The sequence below is a fragment of the Flavobacterium flavigenum genome (assembly GCF_027111255.2).
Lineage (GTDB): Bacteria > Bacteroidota > Bacteroidia > Flavobacteriales > Flavobacteriaceae > Flavobacterium > Flavobacterium flavigenum.
The window spans coordinates 4083624-4099879 of sequence record NZ_CP114285.2; the positions used below are offsets into that span (position 1 = coordinate 4083624).

17 protein-coding genes are annotated in these 16256 nt (G+C 32.5%); 3 read left to right on the forward strand and 14 right to left on the reverse strand.

Annotated features, from left to right (window positions below; all coding sequences use genetic code 11):
* Positions 1 to 6: 6 nt before the first annotated feature.
* The 12 genes from OZP09_RS16985 to OZP09_RS17040 all read right to left on the reverse strand — a co-directional run bounded on the left by OZP09_RS16985 (position 7) and on the right by OZP09_RS17040 (position 11435).
* Positions 7 to 510: a hypothetical protein gene (locus OZP09_RS16985; protein ID WP_269234874.1), complete on the reverse strand. Its 504-nt coding sequence runs from the start codon at positions 508 to 510 to the stop codon at positions 7 to 9.
* Positions 511 to 513: 3 nt separating this feature from the next.
* Positions 514 to 1467 carry a fibronectin type III domain-containing protein gene (locus tag OZP09_RS16990; RefSeq protein ID WP_269234875.1) on the reverse strand — a complete coding sequence of 318 codons (954 nt, stop codon included), beginning with the start codon at positions 1465 to 1467 and terminating at the stop codon, positions 514 to 516.
* A complete protein-coding gene (locus tag OZP09_RS16995; protein ID WP_281309707.1) occupies positions 1451 to 1975 on the reverse strand; it encodes a hypothetical protein in 525 nt (174 codons plus the stop codon). The genes OZP09_RS16990 and OZP09_RS16995 overlap by 17 nt, the downstream gene beginning before the upstream one ends.
* On the reverse strand, positions 1968 to 3155 hold the full coding sequence (locus tag OZP09_RS17000) for a hypothetical protein (protein ID WP_281309708.1): 1188 nt from the start codon (positions 3153 to 3155) through the stop codon (positions 1968 to 1970). Before OZP09_RS17000 ends, OZP09_RS16995 begins: the two co-directional genes overlap by 8 nt.
* On the reverse strand, positions 3155 to 5059 hold the full coding sequence (locus tag OZP09_RS17005; RefSeq protein ID WP_281309709.1) for a type II secretion system protein GspD: 1905 nt from the start codon (positions 5057 to 5059) through the stop codon (positions 3155 to 3157). Before OZP09_RS17005 ends, OZP09_RS17000 begins: the two co-directional genes overlap by 1 nt.
* 3 nt (positions 5060 to 5062) lie before the next feature.
* The gene (locus OZP09_RS17010; protein ID WP_269234881.1) at positions 5063 to 6469 is read right to left on the reverse strand and encodes a GspE/PulE family protein; all 1407 of its coding nucleotides are present in this window, start codon (positions 6467 to 6469) and stop codon (positions 5063 to 5065) included.
* Between the two features lie 483 nt (positions 6470 to 6952).
* Positions 6953 to 7387 carry a type IV pilin protein gene (locus tag OZP09_RS17015; RefSeq protein ID WP_281309710.1) on the reverse strand — a complete coding sequence of 145 codons (435 nt, stop codon included), beginning with the start codon at positions 7385 to 7387 and terminating at the stop codon, positions 6953 to 6955.
* 73 nt (positions 7388 to 7460) lie between these two features.
* Positions 7461 to 8582: a type II secretion system F family protein gene (locus tag OZP09_RS17020; protein ID WP_269234883.1), complete on the reverse strand. Its 1122-nt coding sequence runs from the start codon at positions 8580 to 8582 to the stop codon at positions 7461 to 7463.
* On the reverse strand, positions 8582 to 9082 hold the full coding sequence (locus OZP09_RS17025) for a PulJ/GspJ family protein (protein ID WP_269234884.1): 501 nt from the start codon (positions 9080 to 9082) through the stop codon (positions 8582 to 8584). Before OZP09_RS17025 ends, OZP09_RS17020 begins: the two co-directional genes overlap by 1 nt.
* A complete protein-coding gene (locus tag OZP09_RS17030; protein ID WP_269234885.1) occupies positions 9063 to 9407 on the reverse strand; it encodes a hypothetical protein in 345 nt (114 codons plus the stop codon). Before OZP09_RS17030 ends, OZP09_RS17025 begins: the two co-directional genes overlap by 20 nt.
* Positions 9382 to 10593 (reverse strand): hypothetical protein, encoded by a 1212-nt coding sequence (locus OZP09_RS17035; protein WP_269234886.1) that lies wholly within the window; start codon positions 10591 to 10593, stop codon positions 9382 to 9384. The genes OZP09_RS17030 and OZP09_RS17035 overlap by 26 nt, the downstream gene beginning before the upstream one ends.
* The gene (locus tag OZP09_RS17040; RefSeq protein WP_281309711.1) at positions 10593 to 11435 is read right to left on the reverse strand and encodes a toxin-antitoxin system YwqK family antitoxin; all 843 of its coding nucleotides are present in this window, start codon (positions 11433 to 11435) and stop codon (positions 10593 to 10595) included. The genes OZP09_RS17035 and OZP09_RS17040 overlap by 1 nt, the downstream gene beginning before the upstream one ends.
* 248 nt (positions 11436 to 11683) lie before the next feature.
* On the opposite strand from OZP09_RS17040, the gene OZP09_RS17045 reads away from it, so the two are divergent.
* The 3 genes from OZP09_RS17045 to OZP09_RS17055 all read left to right on the forward strand — a co-directional run bounded on the left by OZP09_RS17045 (position 11684) and on the right by OZP09_RS17055 (position 13960).
* The gene (locus OZP09_RS17045) at positions 11684 to 12757 is read left to right on the forward strand and encodes an RHS repeat-associated core domain-containing protein (RefSeq protein WP_281309712.1); all 1074 of its coding nucleotides are present in this window, start codon (positions 11684 to 11686) and stop codon (positions 12755 to 12757) included.
* Positions 12726 to 13271 (forward strand): hypothetical protein, encoded by a 546-nt coding sequence (locus OZP09_RS17050; RefSeq protein ID WP_281309713.1) that lies wholly within the window; start codon positions 12726 to 12728, stop codon positions 13269 to 13271. Before OZP09_RS17045 ends, OZP09_RS17050 begins: the two co-directional genes overlap by 32 nt.
* A 311-nt stretch (positions 13272 to 13582) precedes the next feature.
* Positions 13583 to 13960, forward strand: coding sequence for a transposase (locus tag OZP09_RS17055; RefSeq protein ID WP_349293605.1), 378 nt, complete (start codon positions 13583 to 13585; stop codon positions 13958 to 13960).
* A 104-nt stretch (positions 13961 to 14064) separates the two neighbouring features.
* Here OZP09_RS17055 and OZP09_RS17060 read toward each other — a convergent pair whose 3' ends face one another.
* Both OZP09_RS17060 and OZP09_RS17065 read right to left on the reverse strand, forming a co-directional pair.
* A complete protein-coding gene (locus tag OZP09_RS17060) occupies positions 14065 to 15111 on the reverse strand; it encodes a tyrosine-type recombinase/integrase (RefSeq protein ID WP_269234889.1) in 1047 nt (348 codons plus the stop codon).
* 601 nt (positions 15112 to 15712) lie between these two features.
* The gene (locus OZP09_RS17065; protein ID WP_281309714.1) at positions 15713 to 16255 is read right to left on the reverse strand and encodes a hypothetical protein; all 543 of its coding nucleotides are present in this window, start codon (positions 16253 to 16255) and stop codon (positions 15713 to 15715) included.
* Position 16256: the final 1 nt, after the last annotated feature.

A 16256-nucleotide genomic window follows, 5' to 3' on the forward strand; every position in this document is an offset into this window, starting at 1 on the left:
TGATGTTTATTTTAGAAGAATCATTCTGGTTTCTGAGTTAAAGGTAACCTCAATGGAGTCTTTATATTTTTTCCTGATTGTAAGGCCATTTTGAGTTTCATTAAGTTTTAATTTATATAATTTAGAATCTATTTTTAACAATACCAATTCTTTATCTTTTGATTTTAAATAACCATAATACTGCAATGAAGGCCAGCTGATATTTGCCTGTTTTTTTGGAACAGGCTGAACCATTACTTTTTTGACAGTATTATGACTAATTGTTTTTTTACTAACAGCTATAATGGCAGTATTTTGAAATTCTTTGTTCAGAAAGGGATCCCGATTTATTTTTTCTAATTTAAAAGTATCTTTATTGATTTGTTTAATGGCTACATTATATTTTTGATCCTGGATTGAATTAGTAATTTCACTGTCTGCAAATTGACGGTAAAGTGCCCTGTAACCAACTGTTCCCCATAAGCCTAAAACTAACAAAATTAGTATTATATTAATTTTTTTCTTAGCCATTCATTATTGTTTTACAGTAAATTTAAATCCTGCACTGTTGTTACCAATATTGCCAGCCCCATCAATCGCTCTTACTCTCCAGTAAAATATCCCTGTTGCTTGAGCTGTTCTTTGCAGTGTTGTCGAATTGCTCTTTTGCGTTTCAAAAATAGCATTAAAATCTGCATCGTTCGCAAATTCTATTATATACGAAACAGGCGATTTAGAAACGCCAATATCTGCTGCGATGCTCCATGTATAAGTCACATTCGAATTAACTGTCTGATCACTGTCGTTTACAGGTGATGTGTTTTTTGGCTGATTCGGGACTGTTGTATCAATATTGAATTTGCTTGCAGAATACCGTTTAGTTTCGCTTTCGTCATTTTTAGCGGTTAATTGCCATTCGTAGGTACCATCTTCCAAAGAAGGTAAATCCAGTGTCAATGTTTTAACAGTAAGACTGGACTTAGAATATACTTCCAAACCGGTTTTCGTATTAATAACTTTAACATTATATGTAGTAGCTTTGTCTAGAAATTCCCAAACAAGAGGTATGTTGATGAAATTTAAAAATTTGTTGTCTTCAGGACTGGTTAGTACCACTTTCTGATCGGTTAGATCATCAGGAATGTTCGTCGAAAAATTTGAAGGCGACGAATAAATAGATTCGTAAGCATAATTTTCACCTCTGACACTCCAACTATAGCTTCCTGTTTCCAGTGGCAAAGTAATACTGGTTTTTGAAGTTAAAGAATCTAATAACATAATACCATCTTCGTATATCTGAATTCTATATTTATCAGCCCCCTTAAGACTTCCCCATTTAAAGTTTACTACATTACTTTCTATAATTGCATCTTCTGCAGGGGTAATAATTTCTACAGTTTCTTCACTGATGTCTTCTTCAAGAATATCATCACACGAGTAAGTTAGGATTGCTAATGCAATTAATATTATTTTATTTATTGTTTTCATAGTTTTGAAAAATCATTTTTAGATGTAAAACTTCAGATTTGTCATTTTTCTTTGTAGTGTAAAAATTCATACTTACTATTCTCGATAGGTTGAATTTTTTTTCAAAGTTGTAAGCCAGTCCAAGTAGTTCATTACTGTTTCCCGTTACGTCCAGCTGATTGGTTATAATGTGGTAGTCGTCTTCAGGAAAATCATGTATAGGCTTCAGGTCACTTATTGAAACTGAAGGAGCATTTTCTGATGCAAAACTTACTATGCCTTGCTGCACGATTTCTTTTGTGGTTCCTTCCTTGCCAATAATTTTATCCAAATAGGCAATGTCTTTGGTTAAGCCATCTGTATTTTTTGCTTTTTTATTAATATCATCAGCTTTTTTTGAAAGAATTCGATATTCACTAATTACATCAAATAAAGTATGAAATGACCTTTTATAAGCTGTTATCGACAACAGACAAAAAAGAACACCCAAGGCATAAAATTTTTGTTTATACGAATAGTTTTCAAACATTCTTTAAGGTTATTTTGATTTCAAAAATAGATTTGTTTTTCTTGTCTTTTTTTAAGCTGATAATTTCAAAACGCTGCAGCCATTTCATTTTTTTTAAATCTTCCAGCCATTTATTAAAGGATGTTTCCTGAAAAGTTTCTCCCTTAATAACAATGGTTTTGGTTTCAAAAAAAGCTTTTTTATTTTCTTTATATTCTTCTTTTAGCGGAATAATATTTAATTCATTTAAGGATATATCTGATGGTATCGATTTAATTATTTCGTACCCATAATAAGTAAGAAATTTAGACGACAAAACCCCTGATTCTTTTAAAATGTTGAGCTTTTTTTCTTTTTGAGCTTCTAAGTCCAATATCAATTGATAGGACTGATTTGAGTATACGGTCTGCAGATTCAATTCGGAATTTTTTGTTCCATAATACTGAATCATAAAATAACTGACTAATAACGAAGTTAGAAAACCCACTAATATGGCAACGCCAAAAATTCCAAAAGCTTTCTTATAAATTAATTCTTCACTGTTTAGGGTTGGATTTGTAGTTTTTGAAACTTCATTTGTTTTAACAAAAAAATGAATAATGGCACCGTACAAAGGTAAAAAGGTATTGGAAACTGTTTCTTCACCAACCTGATAATTGATTGATTTGACTTCTTCATTTTGCTTGCCGAAACTAATTAGCTTTTCATTTTCAAACTCTAATCGTAAATCATTAGAAAACAAGACTTCTTTTTTCAGGACATTGTTAAGTAAGGCCGCCAAAAATGAACCAATGTAAACATCAATTACCTGAAATCCTTTTTTTTGAAATTTCGAAATAGTTTCTTCGACAATATTTTTTCTGCAGAAACTAATAAAGTTAGATTTTAATCCTTTTAAATCTGTAAAATAAATAGCATTATGGTCAATGTTTTTTTGCCAGCTTACATCAGCCTCATTATCAAAATCAATTTCTTTATTTAGAACCCCTTTTCCTTCGATAACAATTAAAATAGGCAGTTTTTTATCTGTTGATTTGCTTAATTCTTCAAGGGTTTCAAAAGTTTGTTTGGCAACTATAGAAATCTTGTTTGCTTTCTTTTTAATAGTCAGCAAATTATAGATATCAAAATCTTCTCTTTTGATTACACCAACAACATTTAAGTCGTTTATTTTTATGAATTTAGATAAAGTAGCTAACATTAATAAATAACCGTTGGTTTAATAAAAATATGAAGTTTAGAATCGCTTTTGCCCTTTTTTCTACTGCTGAAAAACCATTTAATAACAGGAATTCTTGACATTAGTGGAGTTCCTGTTCCTGAGTTTTCCTTTTTCAGTTCATCTAAACCGCCTAATAAAATCATTTCGCCATTTTTAACCCTAACCAAAGATTCAAACTTTTGAGTAGCTTTTCCGGGAGGAGCATCTTCACCGGCTCTGGCTAAAAAGGAACTTTTTTCTACAGCAATAGTCAAGGTTACGTTTTCATCGGTAGAAACGTATGGTTTTATCGATACACTTAAATTAGCATCTGTTGATTTCCATGTTCCGGAATTTAAGATATCATTTCCGATGTTGCTGTTTATTAGTCGGTTATTTTGTTCAAAATAATAGCTGGTTTCTCCAATAGATAGTTTCGCTTCGTGTCCGCTAATGGTGGCTATTTTAGGTGTGGATTCAATTTTTAGTGCCGAATTACTTTCTAAAAGTTTCAGGTTGAGATAGAATGATTCGGTTACTTTTCCTATTTTAAAAAGACCAAACCCATTAAAAGCATCAATTAAGCTATTTACAGAAGATCCGTTTAAAGTCATATCAGAGTTAGGAAATAATACTCCGCCAGTCTGAACCGAATTTATTTTGTCTAAGCCCGCTTTCATTCCGGTCTGAATGTCATAGGCCTTATTATACTGTACGATAATGACTTCAATTTGTACCATTGGCACAATTTTATCAATTTGCTTGATATATACTTTTAATTCTTCCAGGATAGATCTCGATCCCGAAACAATTAATCCGTTTAATTCTGTAAATTCTTTTATTTCTAATTTTTCCGAAAAGACTTTTGGCAATGTATTAATGATAGATTCAATCGATCTGTTTTCTAACTGAATCATTTCGGTGATTCTTAATCCTTCAGTGGCTTCTTCTCCAATCAGATATAAATTATCCTGTTTTTTAAAAGTATATTTTTTTCCTTTAAAGATGTTCAACAGCAACTCATCAAAGGTGATATTATCTGCAGAAAGCGTAGTTTTTTCGTTTTCAGGCTTATTGTATAAAAAATAATTGATATGCAGTTTTTCTGCTGCTTCGGTTAATAAATCAGAAGTGTCAGCCATGTAGGCATTAACTTGTAAGAAACCATTTTTATTGATATTTACTTCATAAAAACCCGGAACTCCAAGACCTACTTTGGGTTGTTTTGCTTTAGCATTGGTGTTTACTGTATTTATATTGGCAAGTGTGTTTTTTTGTAGAAAATAAAATCCGTTGTCATCTTTGACAGCTGATAAATCATTTGATTTTGCCATCATTTCAATTACCTGATCGAAAGCGCGATTCAGGATATAAGAAGAAATTCGGATGTTTTTTATATCCTGCGCCAGAATCACATTCTTCCCTGATTTATCAATAATAGCTTTAGCTACAGCAGATAAAGTGTCGTTTTCTACTCTTACTGATAAAAAGTCATTCTGAGGATTGTATGTAACATCTATAATTTTAGGCTGCTTTTTTGGAACAACAGTTATGACTTTTCTTTTTTTGAAAATTATAATATTGTTCATGAAGGAAACTTCAAGATCATATTTCTGAGCAAGATGAATGAAAACATCTTTTACCGTAACATCAAAGAAATTATTGGCTATGGGCTGGTTTAATTCTATATCAACGTCAATATTAAGCTGATGCTCTTCAGCTATTGAAGAAATAAAATCATGCAGGGTAAGTCCGGAAACATCAATTTTAATGGCCTCGTTTAATCCTTTTTTTTGTATGGAGAGTTCGTCAAATTTTCTGCTTAATTCAACAATATCCTGCTGGGCAACAAGAATGTTGGTAAAAAATAACGCAGTTAGTACGCAAAGAACCTGTTTAAGCATTTATTATATGTTTATTAAAATTGAATATATTTCTTCCAGAGAAGTTTCTCCGATAGCTAAAATCTCAAATGCTTTTTCGGGCAGTGATTTATAGCTCTTATCATTATTATATAATTTGGTAATAGTATTATTTTTGATTGCTTCGGCAATTTTATTATCAATATTTACTATTTCGTAAATTGCTGTTCTTCCTTTATAACCTGTATGAAAACATTGATTGCAGCCCACAGGTTTGTAATAAGATGAAATTTCAAAAGGAAATTTAAAATTCAGTGGAAAATCTTTAGGATTGCTGATTGTTTCTTTTTTGCAGTTATCACAAAGTTTCCTAACTAGTCGCTGGGCTACAGATAAATTTAGGGTTTCGGCAATTAAGTAGGAGGGAACTCCCATGTCAATCAGCCTTGATATGGTTCCTATTGCTGAATTAGTGTGAATAGTTGATAAGACCAAATGTCCTGTCAAGGAAGCACGAATAGCCATCAAAGCAGTTTCTGAGTCACGAATTTCTCCCAGCATGATTACATCAGGATCCTGACGTAAAAATGATTTTAATGCAGAAGAAAACGTTAAGCCAATATCTTCCTTCAGTTGTACCTGGTTAATTCCTTTTAAAGTGTATTCAATAGGGTCTTCAACAGTAACGATATTTCTTCGGCTATCGTTAAGTAATCTTAAAGTAGCATAAAGCGTAGTGGTTTTTCCTGAACCGGTTGGACCGCTTATCAAAATAATTCCGTTAGGTTTTTTTACAGCTTCAAGATAACTTTCTAATTCTTCTTTTTGAAGCCCTAAAGTACTCAGGTCTATATTTGAAGCATCCTGACCTAAAAGACGCATTACTATTTTTTCTCCAAATAATGTTGGTAAAATAGAAACCCTGATATCAAATGATTCATTGGTAATTCTTCCATCCTGTGGAAGCCTTTTTTCCGTAATGTTTAATTTGGCTTTAATCTTGACCTTGTTAACTAATTCAAGATAATTATCCCGTTCTATTTTATAGCGTTCAATCAATTGACCGTCAATCCTGAACCGAATTCGGGATGAATCTTCATAAACTTCAAAATGAATATCACTGCATTTTAAAGATTTTGCTTCGGTAAGCAGGTTTTCAAGAAAATCGCCCTTATCTACATTTAAGGATTTGTTTGAAGTTAAGGCTCTTTCCTTTCGGTAATATATCGACAATGCCTTTTCTATTTCGGCAGCGTTTACGGGATGAAAAACAATATTTTTTCCCAAAAACAATTCTAATTCGTCTTTAGCATCTGCATTATTATTAGCATCATCAACATACAATTCTAAAGTGTTCTCAAGTAATGTTTTAGGCAAAACACGATATTGGTTGGCCAAATCATTAGAAACAGTATGCTGTATTTCAGGAAGGATTTTGATTTCTTGTTCCATTATAATAAAGTGATTTTTTGAAAATCAATCAAGTTGTCTTTCAATAGTATAATGAATAAAAATAAAGCCGAAAACCCTGCTAACGGAACAGTTTCTTCTGTAATAAACTTCTTCAGTCCCAATTGCATCAAAATCGCAAATAGCATGGATAAAATAAAATATAAAATATAATTTTTTAATAAAAACAGAGGAGTTATGGACACGTAGAATAACAAGTCCCCCAATCCGAAATAATGTGCGAACGGGTTCAGAAATTTTTTAGATTTCAAACTCATATAAAGTGTTAGTATTCCTAATGTAATGAAGAAGAAACCTGTATTGAAAAGGAATATTTCTACTAAATCATATTTTTTTAAAGGAACTATGAGAAAGGATATACCAAAGATTACGATAGGTAAAATAACATGGATTCTTCTGTATTTTATATCCTGAAAAAAAACAAGTAGTAAACAAAGCAACAAAATGATTGGGGCTATTTTCAATTTATTCTTTTGTTACTTCCGTTAGTATTTTTTTACTGTCAATTTCCCAGGTATTAAAACTGCCATCACCGTCCAGATCAGATGTAGCTGTTGCTCTGGCAGAAAACGAATCATTAGAAGCTTCTAAAATTTCTATTTTATAAACGGCCTGTCCGCCTTCTTCAACTGTTTTTTCCTGTTCAAAGCCAATTTCTTCTAAACTTCCTGAATATTTTGAATGTCTGTAGAAATAACTTTTTTCCAGCCCGTAAACCTGATTTAACATAGCCTGAGCCTCAATAGCTTTAGCCTGACCAATTACAGAGGTTTGGTTTGGTAATACCATTAGCAATAAAATACCAATGATGCACAAAACAATTAAAATTTCTGTTAAAGAGTATGCTTTAACGTATAGTTTTTGGTTTAATTTCTTATATACTCTAATTTTATTTAACATTTATGTGCTTTTTTCTGTGTTAAAATCTGTTAATTAATAGGTCGCAAAAATACAAATTGAATCGAAATAACTGCTATTTATTTATAATTTTACTTAAGTCAAACATTGGTGCATACATAGATACCATAATAACGCCTACAATGGCTCCAATTACGATAATAATCATAGGTTCCAGAATGACTCCGATCATTTTCGTCTGATGGCTTATTTCTTCATTATATTGCTCGGTTAACCTTTCAAACATAGTTTCCAGCTGGTTTACCTGTTCGGCCACTTCTACCATAGAAACCATTTTGTTTTCGAAAACCGCATGCTTTTTTAAGCTTTCATTTAAAGAGGCTCCTCTGGTAATGTCTTCTTTTATTTGGTTAATAGCTATTTCAATCGGATAAAAGCCAATCATTTTTGCCGTTAAAGTCAGGGAATTAATCAGGGTTGTTTTCGAGGTAATCAATAAGTTCATGGCCTGACAAAACCGTGAAATGTAAATTTTCCGAATCAGGTTTCCGAAGTATGGAATTTTTAAAACCATATTGGTAGTAAAAGCCCTGTAGCTGTCTTTGTTTTTTAATAACATATGCATTGCGATTAACCCCACAATAACGCCAATGACAACAGAAAAAATAAGTCCGGAATGATTGGATATTTTCAGAATAATCTGTGTGCTTTTTGGTAGTTCGCTTCCAAATTGTTTGAAGACCGAACTAAACATTGGAACCACTTTGTTCAGCATGAAATAAAGGACTAAAATAGTCACCAGCATCACAATCGTAGGATAAGTCATTACAGATATGATTTGCCTTTTCATCTGGATTTTTCGGTTGAAATATTTTTGCAATTCACCTAAAACTTCTTCTAATTTTCGGGTTTCTTCACCAATCTGAATACTGTAATATTCATAAGGTGAAAACTGATTCGTTTCCAGCATCGATTCATAAATACTTCTTCCTTCAACTACTTTTTCCTTGATTTGCAGAATAAGTTCTTTTTCAAATTTATTATTCGACTGATTGCTTAAAATTTCTAATGCTTTTTTAAAATCGACGCCGGATCGCAAAAGCATGCCCAGTTCCCTGTAGAAAATTTCCTTTTTTTTATCAGAAAGTTTTTTAGAGAACTGCAAAGAACCGGTTTCAATCCTGAAATCCTTTTTCTCTGCCTTTGGGGCTTTGTATGAAGTTAAATCAAAACTCATTATTTTCTAATTGTTTGTAATAATTCATTAGGATATACTCTTTTGTAAAATCGTAAATCCATTTCCTTTTCGTTTGATTCGATATTTAATTTTATTTTTTGAAAAACAAATTGTTCCGATTTGCTTTTTACGGTATCCATTATCATTCGGTTCAGTTTTATTCGGAATGTATCAACGAAAGTTTCACTGTTTCTCAGGATGTAATCGTCTGAAAATTGATACGAAACTCTTTCTCCTGCATATCCGTTAAACGCTATTTCAGTTTCATAAACCGTCATTTTTTCCTGCTCAAAAATATCTTTGTTCAGACTATATGTTAGTCTGTTCAGATCATTTACCAATTGATTCTGGTTTTTAAAGTCCAGCATTCTTCCGGTAACAATCGAAAAAATAACAAACAAAATCCCCATGATAATAGCCGTTATAGCCATACCAACAACCGCTTCGATAATCGAAAAAGCGGGTACAGATTTTGAGTTTTTACGGACGGATCTGAACATAAAAACTTTTTTGAAATTTGAATTGCGCACTGTCTTTATAGTCGATCGAAATCTTTTTAAGTTCAGCATTGATATTTTCTTCTTTTATCAAAAGGTTTTCATCCTCGCTTTCGTTAGACAAGGAATCACTTTTTAATTGGGATAAATAAAAAAGCTCATTGACCTTATTTTGAGTGCTGTAAAATTTAGCAGAAGTTTTTGGTGTGTAAACCGAAGCAAAAATCATGACGGCAAAATACAGGCAGATCGAAATAATCGTCAGGGCAATAACCGATTCTAATATGGAGTTGGCTGCGAGTTTATAATACTTTTTTGATAACACCATAGGTTGTTTTTTGAGTGTTAAACAATGGAATCGAAATATAATAATCAGGACGTTTTTCGGTATTGATTTCGATATCGCTGATCAGGTTTTCGTAGGAAGACGAACTCGTTTTCAGAAAAAACCGATTCGTATAAACCGAACCGTAAACATTGCTCCTGAGCATGAGTTTTCCGCTGCAGTACAAATCGCCAAACAGGAGTCCGTCTTCGTCTATTTCGATTGTATTTTTATCCATCCTATCCGTTGTGCTGCCAAATAAAACAACAGCACCGGTTATCTGACAGCCTTTTTTTATTTTTATTTTAGATTCTTCGATACTTTCATTATACACGCAAATTACCGATGGATACTTTAAAGTAACTTTTTCTTCCAATTCAATTCCTTTGATTGCAAAAGCCTGAACGGTTCCTTTAAAACCTTCTTCAAAAGTTATTTTGGGAGCCATTAAAATCACATCTTCGAGGACTGCATTTTTTTTAACCCGGATAGAATCTTCAGATCGTAAGATGAAATTACCTTTGAAGATGATATTTCCTAAAGTCGATTTTACCTGAATTTCTTTGGTGGCATTAAAAAAAGAATTGTAGTACAAAGAATCTTTTGGTTTTTCTACCTCAGAGAGTTTAATTTTTTCAGATTTTATGCCTTGAAATATTTTTTTGAAATCAGGATTTATTTCGGGTAAAAAAGGTTCTGAAATAGTTTTTTCTCCTTTTACAACAAGCTGATTCAGGTTGTTGTTGATATAAGACGTTTCAATAAATGGACTTGGGAGCTGATTATTTCCGATCAGTTTTACTTTTCCGGAATAGTAGAGCGATTTTGATAAGTTGGTCAGATAAATGGCATTTTTATCCGTATTTCTTGCGCCAACAAAATGTACAGATGAAACCGTGTCGTTTGATACATAGGATTTGGCTAAAACCAAAGACAGCAGCCCGTATGGTTTTGTTTCGTAGCTGCCTTCAATTCCTGAGTTTTCGTCTTTTGCAATCTCTGTTGGAATCGTTTTGTTTCCCAAAGCAAAGTTTAAAACCGATTGGTTCTGAATATAAAGTTCTTCCTGTAGGTTATAATACAAATTAAGCTGACTGAACAGATTTGAGAAGTACAACAGCGCTCCGCAAATAATAGAAACAATCAGGCAAATGTAAATGGCGTACAATAAACTATGGGCCTTAACCATTATTGAGGGGCTTTATCTTTCTTTTTGAAAAGATTGTTAAAGAAGGTTGTTGTCTTAGAATCTTTTTTAGGTTCCTTTTTAGACTGTTCTTTAGCGGCCTTTTTGGCTTCTTTTTCAGCTTCCTTTTCTGCTTTTTTGGCAACAGCAGTTCTTTCTTTTTCTGCTTTGGCTTTCTCTTTTTCTAATGCTTTTTCTTCTTTTTCTTTGGCTTTATAGTTTGCCAGTTTCAGGGCATCAGAAGTTGCTTCTAATTCTTTTTGAGCTTCCTGTGCTTTTTCTAATTTGGCATTTTCCTGTTTGATTCGGTATTGCTCAGACTTCGTAAAAATTTCTTTTTGTTTAACGATTACACCTTTTTTGTAGGTTGTGATTTCTTTGGTTTCCGTATTCGTCCATTTTCCGGTTTTTAAATTTGAACTGAATCTTCCGTTCTCTACCAATGTACCGTTTTCATTATATCTGAAATATTTTCCGTGGCGTAAGCCTTTATAATAGGTTAGGGTAGTAGCCAATACCCCATTTGAGTACCAGGTTTTCCATAAACCAACACGAAGCCCTTCTTTAAACTGCCCTTGTTCTGCCAGCTGATTGCTGTGGTACATTTTTATAAATTTGTCATGAAGCAAAACCCCGGCAAAACCGCCCTGTGCTTCGTGTATAAGCCCGCCTTTGAACCAATAATAGGTTTTGTCCAGTTTAGGATCTATTTTTTTATCAGTAGTATAAAATTCGTATCTGAAATCTTTATCGGAGATTCTTTTTATGGTGTAAGGATCAGCAAAAGAAACTAAGGTAAAGGTTAAAAATAACAATATAAAGCGTTGAATAGTAGTTGTTCTCAATGTACAAGGGGCGTTTTTATAAGCGAGGCAAGATAGTTTTTTTTTATTTGCCTGCAAAAATAATTTGTACGTTTGATAGGACTAATTTTTATTAACAAGATGCGAGGGATTATATAATTTTGAAACTCAAAAATAGTTTTTATCCCTACTGTTTTACTAACTTTGAAATGCCGAAAATTGCTGAAAACTGCAATTTTGAAGTTTTTAAATTGTACAAATGTTCTTTTGTTTATTGACGTAAGACGGGATTGGATTACTATCCTTTTGGAATGCTCGTACCTTCACGACACGGAAGCTCGGATTCGTATCGTTATGGGTTCCAGGGACAGGAGAAAGATGATGAAATTAAAGGCGGGGAAGGGAATTCACTTAACTATACTTTTAGGATGCATGATCCTAGGATTGGTAGGTTTTTTGCTATTGACCCGTTGTCTAAAAAATATCCTTTTTACAGCCCATATAGTTTTAGTGGAAATAGAGTAATTGATGCCACGGAACTAGAAGGATTAGAACCAAAGGAGGCTGGTAAGACTGAAGGAGAGATTCAATCAGCTCGAACAGATAGAGGTGGTTCGAATGGAAATATTCTGAAAATGAAAACTAGAGGAAATCCCAAAAAAGATTGGTATTGGCACAAAGGGACTGAATATACTAATGCTGGTTGGTATTTGGAATCAGATTACAAGCTTACTCAATTAGATTATGAACATGGTCAAGTTTTACCTGAAGCTAGTTTTTATGAATTTGGAGATAGACAAATTAAAGCTGATGGAAGCATTGCTGGATCTGGCGATAATTATTTGTCAGTTGATCAGAAAGGCTATTTAACTGGTAATGGAGGACGAAATCCAATATATTTAGAATTACCGTGGTATTCTCCAGGCGGAGTAGTAAAAGGAGCACCTAAAGTGGCCCAATCATTAGCAGCTACAAGTAAGTTGGGTAACTTATATTTTAGAACAAGAGGTTTGGCATATGCTTATTTAAAGAGAATACGTTTAAATTTACCTAAAGGAGAATCTCCAATCGCACAATGGACCGTTACGGATGATATTTTGAAAAAAGGATGGGATAGAAGCACTGGCTTTATATATAAAGATAATCCAACGCATGTCGGTAAGTTCCAATTATTTAAAACAAAAGATGGATATAGAGTAATTGTTAAGCATGTTAAAGATGGTGACATTCATTATCACATAGGAGCTGCAAATGAAAATATCATTTTTAAAAATGCAGATGAAGCTGTAGAATATTTTCAAACTAAAAATTATAAAAAAATTGAAGTAAATCATGCCTATACAAAACTTCCCGGAGAGAAATAGAAAAGAAGATTTAATTTTAAAATTAAAGCAAAAGCAAGACTTAAATAATATTAATAAGAAATATTTTGATTTGTTTAATGAAGGATATCTAGGTTTTATATTAATGGAAAATGCCAAATACCACGCTGTTTGGCAATTTATTGATTCTGCTGATTTTCCAATATCCCCATATATAAAGAAAAAAATGAAAAGAGGAAACGACGTTCCTTTAAAAGAAATTACTGATTTTATAAATAATAACATTAGCACTAATTATGTTTATATAGTAAGAGGTGGAGAAGTTTTGAATCAAGGTTTAATCAACTTGAATAAAGTGATTTTTTTAAATAATTTTTATAAATATTTGAAGAGTAAAGATTTTCTTTTTTATGAATTATTTTTAGATGAAAAAAAGGAAAAATTTGTTATCCTTTTTGAGGATTTTGAAGGAGATTATTTAAATATCTATTTCGGATCTTTTCTGAAAGATGGAACGGTGTTTTTTTATCCCCCTGGCGCAAACACAAACGGCTAGCGCGATGCCTCTGGCTCGTGCCCACAACGATAAGCCATAAAGTTAAAACTACACCCTAAAAAAGTTGTAGTTTTTTTATTTAAAACCAAATCATTTTCAACTCAGAGCTAAAATCCTATTTTTGCCAAAAAACATCCCCAGATCTCCGAAGTGTTCTAATGAAAAGCTGCGCAAATGTCTCTGACTTTGCGCAATTTTTTTATGTTCTTATAAAAAGAAAACCTCTCAAAAGTCTCCCGACTTTTCCCCAAGTCTTTTTATAAGCAAGTAATGACTAAAATAAATTAGTTATTTTTATATAAAAAGTTCAAATGAAAGAAGGATATGTAATTCGCGATCAAAGTTTACCACATTTTATAACAGCTACAGTTGTAGATTGGATTGATGTTTTTACAAGACAAACTTACAGAGATATAGTGATTGACTGTTTAGATTATTGTATCAAAAATAAAGGAATGATTTTGTATGGTTATGTAATTATGAGCAATCACATTCATTTAATAGTGCAATCAGAAGAAGGAAAACTGTCTGATTTGATAAGGGATTTTAAGAAGTTTATGGCAAAATCTATTTTAGATAAAATACAAAATAGCCCTGAAAGCAGAAGAGAATGGATGTTAGAACGTTTTAAATTAGCAACTCAAAGCCATAACAGAAATAAAGATTATCAATTCCCCCTGCTGGCGTGAGCAGAAATAAAGACAACGGCTAGCGCGATGCCTCTGGCTCGTGCCCACAACGATAAGCCATAATATTTAAACTACAACCCTAAAAAAGTTGTAGTTTTTCCTATTTAATAACTCTCCAGCTTACTATGCACTTTCTCAATTTCCTTATCCATATAAGCCTGCGCATAATGTACATAACGGTTAAAAGAAGTACTCGCATGACTGTGTCCGCTAATCTTGCGTACCAAGTGTTCTGGCATTCCTAAAATTAATAATGTGGTAATAGCGGTTCGGCGCATCATGTGCGAACTCATTTTATCACAAAACCTGTTTTTTGATGTGTCAGTTTTTTTAGTGATGCGTTGTGTTTTACCTTGTTTCTCTCTGGAAACTTCAATAGGAGTTGTGAAACCGGCAAGTTCTCCTATATGTTTTAAGCTTTTGTTGAAATTAAACAAACTGGTATTCCCAAAAAGCGTCGCTTTGTTATTGGTTGTGGTGTATCGCTGAAAAATAGTCACAGCATAAGCTGATAATTTGATAAAACTAAACGTTTTGGTTTTCTTAGATTTGAGTTTTAAATACCATTCGCCCTCTATCTTTTCGAAGTTTTTATTTGTTAACAAAAAAATATCTGAGTAACGTAAACCAGTGGTACAACCAAAAACAAAAATATCTTTAATTCGCTTGTAACTCGGAATAAGCGTTTGCTCAAATTCTTTGTCGTGTATCAAAAACTTTAGCTGTTCTGGAGAAAGTACAAAGATTTCTATTTCTTCTTTTCGAACATAAAACAATCGTTGAAAATCGCCAGTATGTAAATCTTTATCGTTTTTCAGGTAATTAAAAAATACGCGAACGACTTTGATATTGGCTCCTACATAATTATCGTGACAGCCTCTTTTATACAAGAACTCAGTAAACTTCTGGTAGAATTTTTTCCAGTAACTTTTCTCAGAAGTAAGTTCGCGTTTATCCAGTTTTGAAGCATCGCAAATGCGGAGTTCAAATTTGGTATCACTCGAAAACTGAATTAAGTTATTCAAAACATATTTATAGTTTTGAATAGAGTCCGGTTTTATTTTTTCACCATTTTTTTTGAGCCGTTTTCCTGTTTCAGTTTCTTTTATAAATTGTTTGAACAATGGAATAACAGGACTCGTTTTTTTCATGGAATGTTTTTTGGCAAAAATAGAATTTTAGCTGTGAGTTGAAAATGATTTGTTTTTAAATAAAAAACTACAACTTTTTTAGGGTTGTAGTTTTTATCCTTTGTTACTTATAGTTGCAGGCATGGAAAGAATTTCTGTGTTATCATTATGTTGATGTATCAGAGCGATCTGGGGAAAAGTCGGGAGACTTTTGAGAGATTTACTTCTTACAATAACATAAAAGAATTGCGCAAAGTCAGAGACATTTGCGCAGCTTTTCATTAGAACACTTCGGAGAGCTGGGGTTGTAGTTTTTATCCTTTGTTACTTATAGTTGCAGGCATGGAAAGAATTTCTGTGTTATCATTATGTTGATGTATCAGAGCGATCTGGGGAAAAGTCGGGAGACTTTTGAGAGATTTACTTCTTACAATAACATAAAAGAATTGCGCAAAGTCAGAGACATTTGCGCAGCTTTTCATTAGAACACTTCGGAGAGCTGGGGAGACTTTTGAGAGATTTACTTCTTACAATAACATAAAAGAATTGCGCAAAGTCAGAGACATTTGCGCAGCTTTTCATTAGAACACTTCGGAGAGCTGGGATAATTTTAGCTTGTTTTCTATATTTTCTTCTTTAAAAAAAATATTAATTCATCATTGTAGCTAAAGAAAACCAATTCATTTGGATTTTCTGTAGTTATTAAAAGGCTTTGCGCATTGAAATTATCCTTGCCATAAATTTTGAAACATGTCAATTCTTTATTTTTAGGGTTTAATTTAAGAATATTTGTAAATGAGCTTCCTACTTTGGATGACTTAATGTTGCCTTCATCTCCAAAAACATTATCTAACTCGTCTCCTGGAAATTGATTATGGGGACTGTCTTTAATAATTTTTAATATTACTTTTTCTTTTATATAAAAAAAAGGAGAGTGATTTTCAGAAATAGATAGATCATCGATATTTTTCGTTATTGATGTCAAATCAATTTTTCTATCCTTAATAATGATTTTTTTTCGTATAATTCCAGTCGGTAATTCAAATTCTTCAAGTGCCCCCTTAAGGATATGACTGGTTTTAAGATCTTTAACAATCCAATTTCCATCAAATTGTGAATATGAATTTTGTGTAAGGATTAGGAAAATAAATATAAGCTTTTTCATG

Excerpts from the sequence above, each read along its gene's own strand:
- OZP09_RS17015 (WP_281309710.1), bottom strand. The coding sequence starts at position 7,387 with ATGTTAAATAAAATTAGAGTATATAAGAAATTAAACCAAAAACTATAC.
- OZP09_RS17000 (WP_281309708.1), bottom strand. The coding sequence starts at position 3,155 with ATGTTAGCTACTTTATCTAAATTCATAAAAATAAACGACTTAAATGTT.
- OZP09_RS17050 (WP_281309713.1), top strand. The coding sequence starts at position 12,726 with ATGCCTATACAAAACTTCCCGGAGAGAAATAGAAAAGAAGATTTAATT.
- OZP09_RS16990 (WP_269234875.1), bottom strand. The coding sequence starts at position 1,467 with ATGAAAACAATAAATAAAATAATATTAATTGCATTAGCAATCCTAACT.
- OZP09_RS17035 (WP_269234886.1), bottom strand. The coding sequence starts at position 10,593 with ATGGTTAAGGCCCATAGTTTATTGTACGCCATTTACATTTGCCTGATT.
- OZP09_RS16985 (WP_269234874.1), bottom strand. The coding sequence starts at position 510 with ATGGCTAAGAAAAAAATTAATATAATACTAATTTTGTTAGTTTTAGGC.
- OZP09_RS17055 (WP_349293605.1), top strand. The coding sequence starts at position 13,583 with ATGAAAGAAGGATATGTAATTCGCGATCAAAGTTTACCACATTTTATA.
- OZP09_RS17065 (WP_281309714.1), bottom strand. The coding sequence starts at position 16,255 with ATGAAAAAGCTTATATTTATTTTCCTAATCCTTACACAAAATTCATAT.
- OZP09_RS16995 (WP_281309707.1), bottom strand. The coding sequence starts at position 1,975 with ATGTTTGAAAACTATTCGTATAAACAAAAATTTTATGCCTTGGGTGTT.
- OZP09_RS17060 (WP_269234889.1), bottom strand. The coding sequence starts at position 15,111 with ATGAAAAAAACGAGTCCTGTTATTCCATTGTTCAAACAATTTATAAAA.
- OZP09_RS17020 (WP_269234883.1), bottom strand. The coding sequence starts at position 8,582 with ATGAGTTTTGATTTAACTTCATACAAAGCCCCAAAGGCAGAGAAAAAG.
- OZP09_RS17030 (WP_269234885.1), bottom strand. The coding sequence starts at position 9,407 with ATGGTGTTATCAAAAAAGTATTATAAACTCGCAGCCAACTCCATATTA.
- OZP09_RS17010 (WP_269234881.1), bottom strand. The coding sequence starts at position 6,469 with ATGGAACAAGAAATCAAAATCCTTCCTGAAATACAGCATACTGTTTCT.
- OZP09_RS17005 (WP_281309709.1), bottom strand. The coding sequence starts at position 5,059 with ATGCTTAAACAGGTTCTTTGCGTACTAACTGCGTTATTTTTTACCAAC.
- OZP09_RS17025 (WP_269234884.1), bottom strand. The coding sequence starts at position 9,082 with ATGTTCAGATCCGTCCGTAAAAACTCAAAATCTGTACCCGCTTTTTCG.